The sequence below is a fragment of the Bacillus sp. FSL K6-2865 genome (genome assembly GCF_040311405.1).
GTDB classification, from domain to species: domain Bacteria; phylum Bacillota; class Bacilli; order Bacillales; family Bacillaceae; genus Bacillus; species Bacillus velezensis.
The window spans coordinates 1,184,554-1,198,116 of sequence record NZ_CP152036.1 but is presented as its reverse complement, the minus strand read 5'-3'; the positions used below and the strand labels follow the sequence as shown (position 1 = coordinate 1,198,116).

Here is a 13,563-nt window from a genome sequence, read left to right as displayed (position 1 = left end):
TAACATTACAAACAAGATGAAAGTCAATATATTTCCTGTGAGATGTTTTCCGTGACAGTTAGGAAATCAGCTGAAAATTTAATTGAAAACACCCCTGAATCTCTTCAATGGATAGTGTTTCTTCCGGCAGATATTTCGAGAAGAACCCGTGTGATACAGCGTTTGATTTCTTGCCGGAGCCGCCCCGCCGCTGTTTTTACGATTTAATGGTGTTCACTGTCACCCCGTATTTCTCGGCAAGGCCTTTGTATTTCATGCCTTTGACGTAATCCTTATACGCCTGAATATGCTTTTCGGCCATCTTCATTCACCCCCGCCCCCTTCTGATTCGTGTTTATTTTTGAAAAGATATTCCCTCTAAACCGACGCCGCACTCAGACCGTTAACCACCAATAGTTTTCCTGAGATTTACCAGAATCAGTTTACAGAGAATATAAAAAAGCACCTTTCGGAATGAGGTGCTTTAGAATTATGAATCTTATTCTAGGATTTACGCCTGTTATATTTATTTATATTTATTCATAGACATGCTCACGTATATTTCATTTGCTTCATCAACAGTTATACCAAACTTTTCGCTTGCTAGCTCAGTAACCATTGAATCATGGATCTCTGGGGTGTAATTTTCCCCGTAATTTGTAATTCTATTAAATTCGTTTTCCATGTAATTATATATGGTTTGGTCATCAGCTGATTGTGCCTCTTCTTCTGATGAATTTTCATTTCTTTTCTCTTTTTCATCCTCTAAATCAAAAATTACTTCATCATTTTTTTCTAACTGGTACAAAGAATCCCCGTGTTTAAAATCGATTGTATAATCATCGTTTTTATACTTTGCATGTACTTCATCTACTGAACAAGTATACTTATCTCCACAGCTGATTACCTTAGAAAAACCTTTATCCTCAATTAACTCATAAACTTTGTAAAGAATTTTATATTTTTCCTTGTTAGAAAGTTGCGTGAATTTCTTATTCATGGACAGGTTGATTTTAAAATCATAATACTTCTTTATAGGATTAGTGTAATCTAAAGTTGGCGCTTCACTAAGATATTGTGATACCGTTTTATTTTTAGACAGCTCTTTTAAAAACTTTTCAGCCTCTTTTGTATCCACGCCACAACCTGATAGAACAAAAATCAGTATAGGAATGATTATAAATATTTTTTTCAACTCTTCTGCCCCCTCTCATCTTATTATCGGTTAAGGAGTAGGAGAAAGGAACCATTCGCAAAATTTGTCGAACGAAAGCACCCTTCATAAATAAGTAGCAACCATAAGACGAAAAAACACCCTTTTGACAGGGTGCAATCAACGTTTCTTTTTATAGCCTTCAATATCTTTTCTCAAGAATAGGCGATCTCTGTTCGTAGTTTTAATCGGAACCAATGTTTTATAATCCACCAGCTGCTTGAGGTTCTGCCGGCTGCATCCGATTATTTCAATGGCTTCAGATGTCGTTATGATTCTTTATCCATAAAATCTCTCAGCTCGTCTATACTCTCAAAAATAAACTTAGCCTTTTCGAAGGTTTCTCCATTTTAGGGTTATATTAATTATCGTCAATATCAACCAGATCAAAGCCAAAATCATAGTAATGATGTCGATAGCGCTAAGAAAACCATAATTAAAATTAGTGAACAATATCACAAACAGAATAAAGAATAAGATCGTTGAACCATCGATTAATTTTTTCATATTTGCTCATTTCCTTCTATATTTTTAAAAATCCAAAATATCCTCTTTCAGAAAAAGCCTGTCCCGAGGCATTTCTTTCATCGGCTCTAATTCCCCACTTTAACTAACTGGTTTAGGTATTGACGAGTGAAGCCCAATATTTTAATTGCTTCGCTTGTATTAACGGTTTCCTCATTTAAGAACCGTTTAATTGCATCACGTTCTTTAAGATTGTACATTAACATCACCCTCTTTAAATCCCCTAAATTGTTACAATAAACAACACCATTATACCTATAACAATAGTATTCTTTAAAGATTTTTTTGAAAACCTTTCTTATGTTTCAATAAATAAACAACCTATTCACGCTAAACAGAATAGGCTGTGATCTGCTCTATTTTCATTTTCATGCGGGAACGCTCAATATTCTTCTACATAATTCCTTTTTTAACCCCTAATAACTGCGCTATCTCTTCGGCAGACAGCGCAACGGCCGCCGCTCCCGTAAGTAATACCGCTGATAGAATTTCCTTGTTATTGCTTCTCCTGCTTTTTGTATTCTGCGATTTCCTTAGGGGTAGCCTTTCGCACTCCGTCTGCGTCTGTCCTGTTTGCCACTTGAACGCCTTCCATGTTTTTTATCTCGCTGACGACTCCCAAATGCTCTAAATACACATGATCACCAATCTTGAAACGATTCAGTTTGGCCCGCTCCTCGGTCATGCTCCTGTATTCAGTCGCGGCTTTCATTTTTAATTCAGCCAGACACATTTGACAAAGGGTTACTGTTACAGAATTGCCGTTAAAATCAGTAAACGAAACCGATCTGACAGATTCCTTTTCCGGGTGCATCGTGCATGTTTTCTTCATAGGCGATGGCCGTGTAAATTTAATCATTCCGCTTCCTCCTCAAAAAAAGTCTTTTCGTCCCCTGACATAACAGCGGATGAATGGGAAGTTCCATTCACCCGCATCCGAACTGTCACGACACATGGAGATTGTCTTTCCTTCGCCGGCTGACGGATATTCATACATCCTGCATAGCTGTAAAGCCTATATTTCTTTATATTCCCAATGCTCGCCGCATTTCCCTGTTAGGATGAAGTTTCTAAAGCTGTTGACCAGTTGCCGCATGTTGGCTCCATGCGAAAAGCCATGTGGACCGCCGTATCCCAATTCATACGGGTAATTTTCAGCCCTCTCATATGTGTGTATGCTTTTTAAAGGAGGTGCATCACATGATGTTCTAACAACCAATTCAACTTAAACAAAGTGATTTAGTCGACAAAAAGATTGTCAGGAGCAAAAAGAACGGTGAATCTAAAAGCAATTGATCTTTTTGAATATGGATTGTAAGTCAACGCATTTTCCAAATTAATAAGATAAATAAAAATAGACCCCCTCACAGTTAATGGTAAGGGGGTTATTGAGTATACGGCCGATATTTCTTTTTTGAATCCAAATGTCTGCATTCCAATACCGTCTACAGATATACTTTCTCTAGATTGGAATATTTTAAGCATGTATAAGGATAACAACTGAAATAAACGAAGATTATGCAAAAATGGAGTGATGAGGTGTTGAGCAGTAAAGTGTTTTATGATTTTGCCGCCATGATAATGTACAAATATTTAATTAATACTGTATTAGTTTATTCAATATGTTAATTTTACTTTGATCTTTATTACTCTTCTTTGTTCTTCTATATCCATCTAATAAAGACTTATTATAAACCTTGAGGTAATCATCAATAGTCAGCAAATGATATTTGGCTCCGTCATCTTCAAAAACCCCTAGGTTATTATAGTCTACGTCTGCAAATGGTTTTAAATCCTCAATGCAAGCAATGCCTATTTTAGTATTCGTTTTCCTCAATTCATGCTCATGTAAATCAACCAATTTATATCCTTGCAGTTCCATACTTTTTTTTAGCTTTTCCCACTTTTCCTCTAAAAATATTACAGGAATAAGGATATCAATGTCTTCTGGTGAAAAGTTCAACCCAGTTACCTTCTCAAGACCTAAAGATCCATATAATAATGGAATAATGTCTAACTCTTTATTAAGAGTTTTAGCTATATTTATAAATTCATTATACAATTTCATCTTTATATCCCCAATTTTTGGCCATTTAGAATCAACTGCTACTTGGAGTTTCTTTGGAATTTCATAAATCCTGTAGGTCAATTTTATAATTTTCACTTTAAAAGGATTCTTTTATCTCAATGGATCTCCTGAAGCTATATGCCAATGCAGATGCTTTGAATCCTGATAATCTCCTAAGTTTGTAAGCACCCTGCAAGAACCACTTTCTTTTGTCACCTTCGCCGCAACCTTTTTAATCACACCCAGCAACTCGAGTAAAAGTTCATTGTCGTCTTCTTCCAAAGTGATTAAAGAAGAGATATGTTTTTTAGGAATAGCAACAATATGCACCGGCCAAAAAGGTCTTGTATGATGATACGCCAATACATTCTCGGTTTCTAAAACTTTATTTACTTTTGTTTTTCCGCTTAATACTTCATCGCAATAAAAGTCTTCTGTCATCATTAATCCCCTTACTCTTTAGCTTTGATCATCATAATCAATATACAAATTAACCCAATGCTCTGCTTTATTTTTCACTTTTGTTATTAAGATAAGAGAACCACAATAAACTTATGAACCCAGCAGCTCCTATAATTGTAGATATAATGTAAGTCCAATTAAGTAAATCCATAAACTTCTCCTCTGAGAAATAATTTCAATACATCACATTTTGTGTTTTTTTCTGATTAATAAATTCTTTATTCTTCCTCAAATTTATTTATTCTGCTTAACATTCTCCTATCGTTTTTCGAAGCTTTCTTCAGCGATCTTTTCTCATATAATGTTCCTTTATTAATCACAACAAAATCAGTATTATTTTGCACATAAACTTGGAAGTCAGATGATTCATAGTAACCCGTAACGTTTTCTAAAACCGTCTTGGAATTGTCTTTATTATATAGATCATAGTTGACTGGCGGTCTGCTGATTGCAAATTTCCCAAAAACAGCAACATCATCCTTACCGGGAGTATGGCTCGCTCCTTTAATAAATATAACGCTAAATATTAAAATCAAGAAAATTGCAATTAAAGTTCCTGCAAACATAAATTTTTCATTTCTTTTCCAGTTCAACATAAACAACCCTTTTCTTTATCATGCCGTGTTGATATAAGTAAATCTTACAATTTATGTACTAACATATAAATGTTTAGAATTTAAACAAGCCGCTTCCATTCAACATACTTAAATCGCTGCTGATGAAGGTCTTCCAGGATTGATGCCCATTTACCTCAGCCTTCCGCAACAATGCTTTTTTCTCTCCATCCTAAATCCGTTCACTTCAAAGTTACTCACCCTTCCGAAAGTGTTTTTACTTAGAGCTCAGCTACTTAACCACAACTTTTTGTACAAGAATAGAGTCCCAAAGCCAAAAGATCAGAGAAAATAATACGCTGAATAAATATATCTCATAACTCGCTAGTATAGACCCTAATGGGTTATAAAGTTCAAAGAGAACCGACATGATTAGCCATGCAATAAATGAAAACACTGTGTATAGTAAGAGATATTTAAAATTGAACATTCTAGGTTTTCGGTTTAAGATAAACTGCAATGGCAATAAAAAAATTGAATAACATGTCAACATGATCCCGCTAATTATAAGATAAGGAACATATTCAGCTTGATGCAGGGTGATCACATATACCAGTGTAGAACATATGGCCGACAAAATAAGGACAGCTAGGTATCTTACTACCATCAAATCTATCTCCCCCCTTACGATTAAAAAACAAAAATGCTTGCAATTGCTATTTTTCGTAATAATAAGATTTGACCCAAGGATAGCTTCTGCCCTTATTTTCACACCATTCAACAAATCCCTTTGATTGTTCTTCTTTAAACAACAACCAGTCATTCAACAAATCTTGATAATAGTTAAGCTGTTCGTTATTGCTTTTTCTTGTTTGTTGACATTCTATCTTGTTGTTCAACTGCCGGGACTTGGTAAGAAGTGCTTGATCTTCTTTAATATCGCCTAGATATAAATCTTCGGATATGTGATGAAATGAATACCACAAGGCGTTCAAATGAATATCGATTAACGTTAATAAAGATAATTGTTCATTACTGCCGCCCAGTCTAAGTGCATTATTTAAGTAATCGATACGGTTTTCAGTATTTAAAAACACACCATACCACCTGTATGGTCTTGGATCTTCGGGGTTACTCTTCATCCATGCTTCAAGCAGAGGCTTTAAAAGATCCGTTTCTAAAGGGTGAACAAGTATATGGTGAATATCATCAGATGTTTCTAATAAAGCAAATAGCCAACAAGCAAAATTCTGTTGTGCATGATTATCCCACGTCTTGGCTACATCAATAAAGGAAGATAGTGCTTTAAAGGATTCCTTACGTAACCCTTTATCTTTGAGAGAGCAAAACTTTTTAAATAATGGGTATTCATCCAGTCTGTCATTTTTTAAGATATGAGTTAAGACATCTATCATGATTCACATCTCTCTTTGCCTAGAATAAACTTAAACAATTTGAAATACGACATACAATGCAACTTCAGCTACAAGCAAATAAATCATATATCTAGCATAATTTAATACATCTTCATCAGTATTTTTCTCTTTTTTAAAAGTCCATGCAAATAAACCTAATACAGTTGCCACTAACACGATTTCAATTATTGTTAAAATTGACATACCTTCCTCCTAAAAAAGACGAGAGTTCCTTATGATGCATATTTACTTAGTTTCTTCAAAATAATAATGACAATAAACTGAGTTGCTTTCTTCATATCTAATATATGTATCTTGGGTTAAGAACTTTGTATAGCCGGTTGTTTTGAGTATCGCTTTACTCATCATGAGCATATCCTTCTGGATATCATAATCTGTTTGGATATCCAAATTAACTTTAAATGCTGCATGTAACTCAAAGAACCAATCGTCAAATTTAAATTTTAAAATTTTCATTGCGATCCCCCGATCTGTTTCATTGAAATGCGTCAATTTAGACTAAAACTATAAATCAACCTCAATCGCCTTTTCATATGCTGAATGGAAAATTATTTTGTTATCTTTCCATTCGGCATTACCTACTCCTAACACATCAAGGTCGTCTTCACCCTCGGTATTTCGGGTCATAATATATACGGTGTCCTTATTCACTTTTCTCATTAAACCAGGGTATAAACTAGGAACATGCACATAAAAATCGTAAAAGTGATTCGTTTCCCCTAAGGTGGCGTTTCTATATTCTATGGTTACTGTTACATTTTTAGCTGGCGAAGAAATGGTCCCATATGAATCACCAGTTGCCGCCAACAATGCAACTATAAGTACTACTGGAATTGTTAAGCAAATTACATATAATTGCCGTATTTTATATCTACGAGCTAACACAAAAAAACCGACTAAAGTAAGCAGTACAGGGAAAATATAATTTGTTTCCACTACAAAGCTTAAGTAATAACCATCATGAGACATTAAGAAAACAGTTAAATCAAATGCTAAAACCAATACAAAGAAGATTGTTGCTCCATTTATTTTGCGTAATATTTTGTTTACCATAATCATTGCCCCCGTTCATACACCGCACTCGATCATTTGCGATCTGCAACCTTAGAGTTGCATTATAGCAAAGTAAAAGGGGCGTCAGTAATAAAGACAGAACAAAAAGACTTATACAAATTTAATCTCTTCATTTAATTCAGAATTATTTCACCTTATAAAAACTTTCCATTTCTTCATGTTCATCACCTTCAATGAGTTCAAAGCTGCCTGGTACATTATACATTATTTTCCGTTAATCTATCAATTCCGGTTAATACCTCACCATCATCTTGCATCTTCATCTATCACACACCATAATTCATTATCTAATAATACGTTCCAACCTTTTTAACCCGCTTAATCTTTCCAATTCAATTAATTCGAACACTGCCAAGTAATTCCCTGCACTCCGGTTTCTCACCCATAGCCTCTCTTCTCAAATTCTTAACCACACAAGATTTAGGACAAAGACTCAGGTCAAATTATTCATTTTCTTCTCCTTGATCACACATTGTTCTGTTTCTTCATTCCTACATGGTAATATCTTGTTAAAGTATTTCGTATGAAAGGATATGGTCATGAAAGTTTTTGAAGCAACCACCCTGCTGGCCGCTGACAAACAGCGCGCGGGTGAATATAAAAAACTGCGCGGTCAGATGGTCAATCTAAAAAAATCGTTTCAAGGTATGGCTGACCTCGGTGACAGCGACTTTTCAGGCCGGGGCGCTGACAATATCAAAGCCTTTTTCCAAGACCACGCCGGCGTCACAGACAGCTGGCTTGATCTGATCGACATGAAAATCGCATTTCTCACAAGCCTTCCCGGCAAAATCGAAGACGCAGGTCTTTCCGGATCTCATGTAGAAGAATCATTTCTGGAGCACGAGCTCACCCACGCCCTCAGTAAATCAAAGGCAATTATGGAAGAGCAGAAAAAGGACATGCGCTCCATCCTCGGTGAGATCGATGACATCATCTCGCTTGATCTATTTTCAACGGAAAGCACAGATCAGAAGCTTTCTTCAGCTGACAAAAAAAGAAGCGAAACGATACATAAGCTCGGCAAGCTTGATCACGATCTAACGAAAGAATACGCAGAAACCGAAGCGAACGAACAGTTCATCCAAGCCGACTTTCAGCAGCTTCAAAACGCAACAGGCAAAGGAAAAAGCGCCACGCCGCTTCACTACAACGCCAAAGCGTACCGTGAAAGCGACATCCATAATAAAAAAGGCGATATCGCAAGACATTCGGATGCTTATTTGACGATTAAAAAGGAAGAAGCGAAAGAGCGGGAAATCAAGGATCTAAAGAAAAAGCTGGCCGATGGTGTCACCGATCCGGATGAGTATTTGGAAATCGCGAAGAAGATCGGCTATGAAAACCTTGAACCCGCTCAGGTGGAATATGTGATGCAGCTTGAACAACAACCCATTATTTGTATTTTAAGGATAATTTAAACTAGGAGGTTTATAATGACTAATCTTACATTCAGACTTTTCCATTACACATCGCTAGCATTGGTTCTTTTATTTCTCATATTAGGGTTTACCTTAAATGGCGCTTTCTTTTATTGGACTCTAATATTAGTCGGCCTTTATTATCTAATCAGAGGGATAATAACAGCTAAATCAGAACAACGAAAAAATGGAACATTTATTACAGTTTGTGGAGCAATTATAATACTTGCCGGTTTATTTACATTGATTGTACGTTAGGTTATTCGCTTCAATTCAAGGCCTCCTCATTGTCTCAGTGCAATTTTGAATTGTTGGTCAATGTAATCTTCAAGCTTGAATTCACCTAAAAAGGTTCTCTTTTTGATTACAACTTGCCCTGAGGGCTTAGTTTCTTTTTCAGCTGTTGATTTCAAATTGTTGCTCCTTCCGTCCAATTTGCTTTATCATCACTTCAACTTCTTGAATTAAGATTACAACTTATGCGATTTTAAGTCAACACTTTCTTGCAATTTTATTAAGACTTTTTATTCTTCACGTTCAATATGTGTTATAATTACTTCAAGAAATTGAATTATAAACAGGTGATCTTGAAATATGAAACCATTAAAATTAAGTTATAAACCATTAAAGGTGACATTGATATTGAAGGACAAAACGAATTTGGATTTAAAACAGGACTTGAGTCTAGCTCCTGGAACAATGGCCAAATTAAACAAAGATGAGTATGTAGCGCTTTCTGTAATTCACAAGATCTGCGAGTACCTTGATTGTCCAATTCAGGAAGTTGTAGAGTTTGTAGAGGATGACCCTAAAGAGTCTTAAGCAAAAGTATTGCTTTTATTTTTTTAAAATTCGTTAAACAAAACCATTGAAATATTCGTTGGTAACAAATTTCGGACAATCAAAAGTATTGCAATTGCTGTTATACTGTACGGAGAGGTGAACGGGATGGAAGATAAAATTTTACAAGCAATATACGAACTTTCAAGAGAAGTGAAAAGCATTAAGTCTGAGCTAAATGATTTTAGAGAAGAAACAAAGAAGGAATTTAATCAGATTAACGTTAAGTTAGACCGCCTGGAAGAGAATCAGCCAAAAGATATTGCGGCTCACCTTAAACATATACAGAACGTAGATAATAAGACAGAGCTATTGAATAAGCGATTATTTGATGTTGAAAGTCGATTAAAAAACTGATTTAAAATAGGTCACACTTTAGATTAGTCATCGAAATTGTAATGGATGAGAATAAGAAGAGAGGAACAGTTAATAATTCTCATCTGATAATATATATTCCTATTTATTATGTGCTTAATTTAATGTTATTTTAAGGTTGTAGGACTTTAATCCCCTCTTTTTTAATGTTAGTATTCAATTGTAAAAATAAAGGGGGAATGGTAAAAATGAAAAAAGTTGTCAAGGTAATCATTGCTTTAGGTTTTGTGCTAACTCTATTGGTTTCTGGGACATTTACCGAAACAAAAAAGGCTGAAGCTTGTTATCCAGCTTATAAATGTATGTCGAAATCTACTCTTCCCAAAAACTACAAACTGTATTATAAAAATCCGGACAGACGAGCTGGTTCTTATGCAGGAGGTATTGTAATTGCTGGGGTAGGTTTCTTTGGTGGGACACCAGGAGCTGTAGCATCTTTTTTAGGTGGAGCTGCATATAGTTATAGGGAGATGTATCATGGAAATCTGTCGTTCAAAACATACATCAAAAGAAGCCCGAAATCCAACAAGAAATTCAGAATTAAAACAGTTTATTATGAACGAACGAACTATAAAGGGAAGCAAACTGTCAGAGTTAGAGATGAAAATTAATTAACTTTAAAGGGGCGATTCGTATGAATCTGTATAAGGGTTTAAATATATTTTTCGTTCTGATATTTATAATTGCTATTCTAGTAGGGAGAATAGCACTTGATAAAGATAAGGGGATAATGTTGATCTTTGTCAGTGCAATTGTACTTATTATAGCATCAGTTTTGAATTTTATTTTAAATCGACGTCCCTATAAAAAATAATTTAATCACACAAAAAGAGCAGATTAATTAATCCTGCTCTTTTTTATTAACCTTTAAATTATTACACTAATATATACTTCCTTTAAAATAGTTTGTAAATCAAAAAAGACCCCCTCACAGTTATTTGTGAGGGGTCTATTTATTGTGTGGTCTATTTTCAGATTAGACTCAAATGTCCGAAAGAAAAAGCCCTATCCGGTTAAGGATAGAGCTGTTTTATTCTTGTATTGTTGTTAATACTCCATTATCGAAATATAGGTATCTGCTGCCGTAAACCCATTGTTCGTTTATTCCTGATGCTGTCGTTGTCTTATTAATAGACATAGGTCTGCCCCAATCTTTAAGTTGGATAACTTCCTGCTTGGTCATGCCAATAGCAATTTTCTTTTCTTGATATTCTTCATCTTCAGACTGTTGTTCATCATTTTCGCTGTATGTAACTTCTCTTCTTTGGAAACCAGTTGATTCAGGATTATCATCTACACGATCTTTTATTAGTAAAGTGTTTTCTTCAGGGGTATTTAATGGATCATAAGCAACTTCATAACTGACTGCTTTATCATTTTTATCCGGCAAAATATAGATACGACTGATTGAGCAAACCTTATCTTTTCCACAGTTTATTTTATTAAAATTAGAGTTTTTTTGAGCTACTTCCATTGCTTCACCCACTGTAAGCAACTTTTCTTTATCTGATAGCGATGTAAAAGATGGTTTAGCTGCTAAAGATAAGTCGTATACTTTATCATTGGATTTATCGGTTTTAGACATCCACACTTGATTAAAGTTTTTCTTGACTCCCTTATCATTTCCCACTTTCTCGGCAATTGAGTCTAAATTACTGGTGTCTAATCTGTTTATGTACATCGGAATTGTTATAGCTAGAATAATACCAACTGCCACAACACTAAGTGTTGATATTAGAAGTATGATTTTCTTTTTTGACAAATTAACCTCCCCTTCCCATCTTTACTTATTATCGGTTATTTCACTCACTATTCCAACAAAAAACAGACGTATCCAATAAGGATACGCCTGTTTTTTGTACATGCCTATATGCTTCCCAGATGTACTTTGTATTTAATTTATTCCCTCTTTGATTGCCGTCTGAGCCTGTTATAAACCCAAGTTCGTTTATAATTCCATATGTAGAGTTTCCTCCAATCAGGTATATTCCCATTTCATTTACCTGATACGTATAACCTCCTGTCTCATCAATTAATAACATGGAATCATTAGAAGACACTGGCCACACTTTCACATGTGTTGGAGTAAAAGGCAGTGATATTTGCTTACTAATTGTTCCATCACCAACATATGTCCCTCTAGCCAACTGAGGAACATCCGAGGATAGCGCGTATTCTGAGTATGGTTTACCACCAAGAAACTCAGCGTTCCCATCTATAGAACCTGTAATGATTCCTTGGTCATTACGTACAGGTATTGAATTAGGCGTGGACAGTGTTGAAGCCGTGTAACCATTTAATGAATCAGCCGAGCCCGCAGAAGACACAATCCACTCTTCACCATTGAAAAGCTCTTGTTTATTAGTCTTTGGATCGATCCAAATCGTTGCCGCTTCTGGAGTTTCAGGCTTCGCTACTGATGATATAGTATACAAATTGTTTACTTTTCCATTAAGGTTTCCACTCACCTCTACAGTAGAAGAAGGGAGGTAGGGGTTTTCGTTTGGGTGAAGGGATTTTACGATGTCAGATCCAATGAATTGAGTTATCTCTATATCTGCATCAACTCTTCGATAGGCTTGAATACCAATGGTGTAGTATTTATTAGAGGGCAACCCTGTGAACGCTGCAGCTCGTTTGTCATACTTTACATTCTTCAGGTCTTCACTGGCCATCTTTGAACCGAAAACATATTCATCCTTATCGTTGCTAGAATATAGATACAATTCAAATCCATCAATATTATACTTGTCTTCATTAGAAGTTGGATAATCCCATTCTATTGTGATATCTACTGATCCATCATCATTGTTTGTATGAGATATAGCTGTGCCGTCTCTTTTAATAATTGGAGGGTTAGGTTTTACAGCTATTCTGTCATTCCTAATATTGAAATTTTCAGTTGCATTCTCCCAGTCAATTTTTCTTTTGTTATAATCCGTGTTTGTTTTTATAGATGTATACATCATATTACTGATGGTTTCAAAATCGCTTTTAATCTTCTTTCCATTTGATATTGTTACATCCATTGTCTTTTGAGCAAAATCAAAATTAAATGTAACAAGTCGAGCTTTCACATCAGTCTTCAGTTCTTCTGATCTGATTCTAACAGTATCGCCAAGTGAACACCTATCCCAGTTATGAGATTCAGAAAGACAATTGAAAAAGTTAACTACATCTAAGGTAATGTTAATTGGTGGCGCATTTCTCTTTTCCATCTCCTCTATGCTCTTTTCATAAAGTTCAGTTTCATCAAATAGGCTATCATTCGACCATTCTCCTTCCAGAATAAAAACTGAAAGTTCTTCTTTAAGATCGTCTGTAATATATTTTTCAAATTTAAGCGTTTCTTTAAGCTCAGAAATGGAATTTTGGATTGTTTCCTTATCTTTATCTAAGATAGCGATCTGATTAATCTTGGCATCAAGTTCCTGAATTTTCATTTGTAATTGGGCTTTTAATTCTTTAGTGTCATCCCCTGCTTTTTTAGCTACTTCAATATGGTCTAATATCTTTTGTTTTTCTAGTTCCAGTGTGTACTGTTCATTTTTAAGCATTGTTTTCTTTTCTTCGACTTGTTTTTGCTGTTCAAGTAACAGGTGAAATTAGTTCAATA

At 35.1% G+C, this 13,563-nt stretch carries 17 protein-coding genes and 4 pseudogenes; 5 read left to right on the top strand and 16 right to left on the bottom strand.

What is annotated here, in order from left to right; all coding sequences use genetic code 11:
- Nucleotides 1–100: 100 nt before the first annotated feature.
- The 13 genes and pseudogenes from NYE42_RS06075 to NYE42_RS06015 all read right to left on the bottom strand — a co-directional run.
- Nucleotides 101–301, bottom strand: a pseudogene (locus tag NYE42_RS06075) (hypothetical protein); the annotation flags it as partial.
- A 204-nt stretch (nucleotides 302–505) separates the two neighbouring features.
- Nucleotides 506–1,174 (bottom strand): hypothetical protein, encoded by a 669-nt coding sequence (locus NYE42_RS06070; RefSeq protein WP_064107886.1) that lies wholly within the window; start codon nucleotides 1,172–1,174, stop codon nucleotides 506–508.
- Between the two features lie 549 nt (nucleotides 1,175–1,723).
- A pseudogene (locus tag NYE42_RS06065) lies at nucleotides 1,724–1,917 on the bottom strand (DNA-binding protein).
- Between the two features lie 296 nt (nucleotides 1,918–2,213).
- Nucleotides 2,214–2,576 (bottom strand): hypothetical protein, encoded by a 363-nt coding sequence (locus NYE42_RS06060; RefSeq protein ID WP_144664096.1) that lies wholly within the window; start codon nucleotides 2,574–2,576, stop codon nucleotides 2,214–2,216.
- 738 nt (nucleotides 2,577–3,314) lie between these two features.
- Nucleotides 3,315–3,785 (bottom strand): hypothetical protein, encoded by a 471-nt coding sequence (locus NYE42_RS06055; protein WP_352427006.1) that lies wholly within the window; start codon nucleotides 3,783–3,785, stop codon nucleotides 3,315–3,317.
- Between the two features lie 111 nt (nucleotides 3,786–3,896).
- Nucleotides 3,897–4,229, bottom strand: coding sequence for an HIT domain-containing protein (locus NYE42_RS06050; protein WP_014417482.1), 333 nt, complete (start codon nucleotides 4,227–4,229; stop codon nucleotides 3,897–3,899).
- Nucleotides 4,230–4,465: 236 nt separating this feature from the next.
- Nucleotides 4,466–4,843, bottom strand: a complete 378-nt coding sequence (locus NYE42_RS06045; RefSeq protein WP_050515813.1) for a hypothetical protein — start codon at nucleotides 4,841–4,843, stop codon at nucleotides 4,466–4,468.
- An 80-nt stretch (nucleotides 4,844–4,923) separates the two neighbouring features.
- A pseudogene (locus NYE42_RS06040) lies at nucleotides 4,924–5,022 on the bottom strand (hypothetical protein); the annotation flags it as partial.
- A 71-nt stretch (nucleotides 5,023–5,093) separates the two neighbouring features.
- Nucleotides 5,094–5,468 carry a UPF0715 family protein gene (locus tag NYE42_RS06035; RefSeq protein ID WP_052250239.1) on the bottom strand — a complete coding sequence of 125 codons (375 nt, stop codon included), beginning with the start codon at nucleotides 5,466–5,468 and terminating at the stop codon, nucleotides 5,094–5,096.
- 49 nt (nucleotides 5,469–5,517) lie between these two features.
- Complete coding sequence (locus NYE42_RS06030) at nucleotides 5,518–6,216, bottom strand: hypothetical protein (RefSeq protein ID WP_199022476.1); 699 nt, start codon at nucleotides 6,214–6,216, stop codon at nucleotides 5,518–5,520.
- Between the two features lie 30 nt (nucleotides 6,217–6,246).
- Nucleotides 6,247–6,420, bottom strand: coding sequence for a hypothetical protein (locus NYE42_RS06025; protein ID WP_175406755.1), 174 nt, complete (start codon nucleotides 6,418–6,420; stop codon nucleotides 6,247–6,249).
- Between the two features lie 42 nt (nucleotides 6,421–6,462).
- Entirely contained in the window at nucleotides 6,463–6,693 is a 231-nt protein-coding gene (locus tag NYE42_RS06020; protein ID WP_039251891.1) for a hypothetical protein, read from the bottom strand.
- Nucleotides 6,694–6,741: 48 nt separating this feature from the next.
- The gene (locus NYE42_RS06015; protein WP_064116066.1) at nucleotides 6,742–7,290 is read right to left on the bottom strand and encodes a hypothetical protein; all 549 of its coding nucleotides are present in this window, start codon (nucleotides 7,288–7,290) and stop codon (nucleotides 6,742–6,744) included.
- A gap of 560 nt (nucleotides 7,291–7,850) precedes the next feature.
- Between NYE42_RS06015 and NYE42_RS06010 the strand changes: the two are divergent.
- Nucleotides 7,851–8,699, top strand: a pseudogene (locus tag NYE42_RS06010) (T7SS effector LXG polymorphic toxin); the annotation flags it as partial.
- Between the two features lie 48 nt (nucleotides 8,700–8,747).
- Nucleotides 8,748–8,990 (top strand): hypothetical protein, encoded by a 243-nt coding sequence (locus NYE42_RS06005; RefSeq protein ID WP_101293889.1) that lies wholly within the window; start codon nucleotides 8,748–8,750, stop codon nucleotides 8,988–8,990.
- A gap of 26 nt (nucleotides 8,991–9,016) precedes the next feature.
- Here the strand turns inward: NYE42_RS06005 and NYE42_RS06000 are convergent, their stop codons facing one another.
- On the bottom strand, nucleotides 9,017–9,145 hold the full coding sequence (locus NYE42_RS06000) for a hypothetical protein (RefSeq protein WP_256683769.1): 129 nt from the start codon (nucleotides 9,143–9,145) through the stop codon (nucleotides 9,017–9,019).
- 181 nt (nucleotides 9,146–9,326) lie between these two features.
- Here NYE42_RS06000 and NYE42_RS05995 point away from each other — a divergent pair, with 181 nt between their 5' ends.
- From NYE42_RS05995 to NYE42_RS05985, 3 genes are all read left to right on the top strand, one after another.
- Nucleotides 9,327–9,554, top strand: coding sequence for a helix-turn-helix domain-containing protein (locus NYE42_RS05995; RefSeq protein ID WP_015417239.1), 228 nt, complete (start codon nucleotides 9,327–9,329; stop codon nucleotides 9,552–9,554).
- Between the two features lie 126 nt (nucleotides 9,555–9,680).
- Nucleotides 9,681–9,929 (top strand): hypothetical protein, encoded by a 249-nt coding sequence (locus NYE42_RS05990; RefSeq protein ID WP_015417238.1) that lies wholly within the window; start codon nucleotides 9,681–9,683, stop codon nucleotides 9,927–9,929.
- A gap of 206 nt (nucleotides 9,930–10,135) precedes the next feature.
- On the top strand, nucleotides 10,136–10,558 hold the full coding sequence (locus NYE42_RS05985) for a hypothetical protein (RefSeq protein WP_352426827.1): 423 nt from the start codon (nucleotides 10,136–10,138) through the stop codon (nucleotides 10,556–10,558).
- Between the two features lie 419 nt (nucleotides 10,559–10,977).
- On the opposite strand, the gene NYE42_RS05980 is transcribed toward NYE42_RS05985, so the two are convergent.
- Both NYE42_RS05980 and NYE42_RS05975 read right to left on the bottom strand, forming a co-directional pair.
- On the bottom strand, nucleotides 10,978–11,709 hold the full coding sequence (locus tag NYE42_RS05980; RefSeq protein WP_144464039.1) for a hypothetical protein: 732 nt from the start codon (nucleotides 11,707–11,709) through the stop codon (nucleotides 10,978–10,980).
- Between the two features lie 40 nt (nucleotides 11,710–11,749).
- The gene (locus tag NYE42_RS05975) at nucleotides 11,750–13,504 is read right to left on the bottom strand and encodes a hypothetical protein (RefSeq protein WP_352426826.1); all 1,755 of its coding nucleotides are present in this window, start codon (nucleotides 13,502–13,504) and stop codon (nucleotides 11,750–11,752) included.
- Nucleotides 13,505–13,563: the final 59 nt, after the last annotated feature.

Excerpts from the sequence above, each read along its gene's own strand:
- NYE42_RS06060 (WP_144664096.1), bottom strand. The coding sequence starts at position 2,576 with ATGATTAAATTTACACGGCCATCGCCTATGAAGAAAACATGCACGATG.
- NYE42_RS06055 (WP_352427006.1), bottom strand. The coding sequence starts at position 3,785 with ATGAAATTGTATAATGAATTTATAAATATAGCTAAAACTCTTAATAAA.
- NYE42_RS06050 (WP_014417482.1), bottom strand. The coding sequence starts at position 4,229 with ATGATGACAGAAGACTTTTATTGCGATGAAGTATTAAGCGGAAAAACA.
- NYE42_RS06045 (WP_050515813.1), bottom strand. The coding sequence starts at position 4,843 with ATGTTGAACTGGAAAAGAAATGAAAAATTTATGTTTGCAGGAACTTTA.
- NYE42_RS06035 (WP_052250239.1), bottom strand. The coding sequence starts at position 5,468 with ATGGTAGTAAGATACCTAGCTGTCCTTATTTTGTCGGCCATATGTTCT.
- NYE42_RS06030 (WP_199022476.1), bottom strand. The coding sequence starts at position 6,216 with ATGATAGATGTCTTAACTCATATCTTAAAAAATGACAGACTGGATGAA.
- NYE42_RS06025 (WP_175406755.1), bottom strand. The coding sequence starts at position 6,420 with ATGTCAATTTTAACAATAATTGAAATCGTGTTAGTGGCAACTGTATTA.
- NYE42_RS06020 (WP_039251891.1), bottom strand. The coding sequence starts at position 6,693 with ATGAAAATTTTAAAATTTAAATTTGACGATTGGTTCTTTGAGTTACAT.
- NYE42_RS06015 (WP_064116066.1), bottom strand. The coding sequence starts at position 7,290 with ATGGTAAACAAAATATTACGCAAAATAAATGGAGCAACAATCTTCTTT.
- NYE42_RS06005 (WP_101293889.1), top strand. The coding sequence starts at position 8,748 with ATGACTAATCTTACATTCAGACTTTTCCATTACACATCGCTAGCATTG.
- NYE42_RS05995 (WP_015417239.1), top strand. The coding sequence starts at position 9,327 with ATGAAACCATTAAAATTAAGTTATAAACCATTAAAGGTGACATTGATA.
- NYE42_RS05990 (WP_015417238.1), top strand. The coding sequence starts at position 9,681 with ATGGAAGATAAAATTTTACAAGCAATATACGAACTTTCAAGAGAAGTG.
- NYE42_RS05985 (WP_352426827.1), top strand. The coding sequence starts at position 10,136 with ATGAAAAAAGTTGTCAAGGTAATCATTGCTTTAGGTTTTGTGCTAACT.
- NYE42_RS05975 (WP_352426826.1), bottom strand. The coding sequence starts at position 13,504 with ATGCTTAAAAATGAACAGTACACACTGGAACTAGAAAAACAAAAGATA.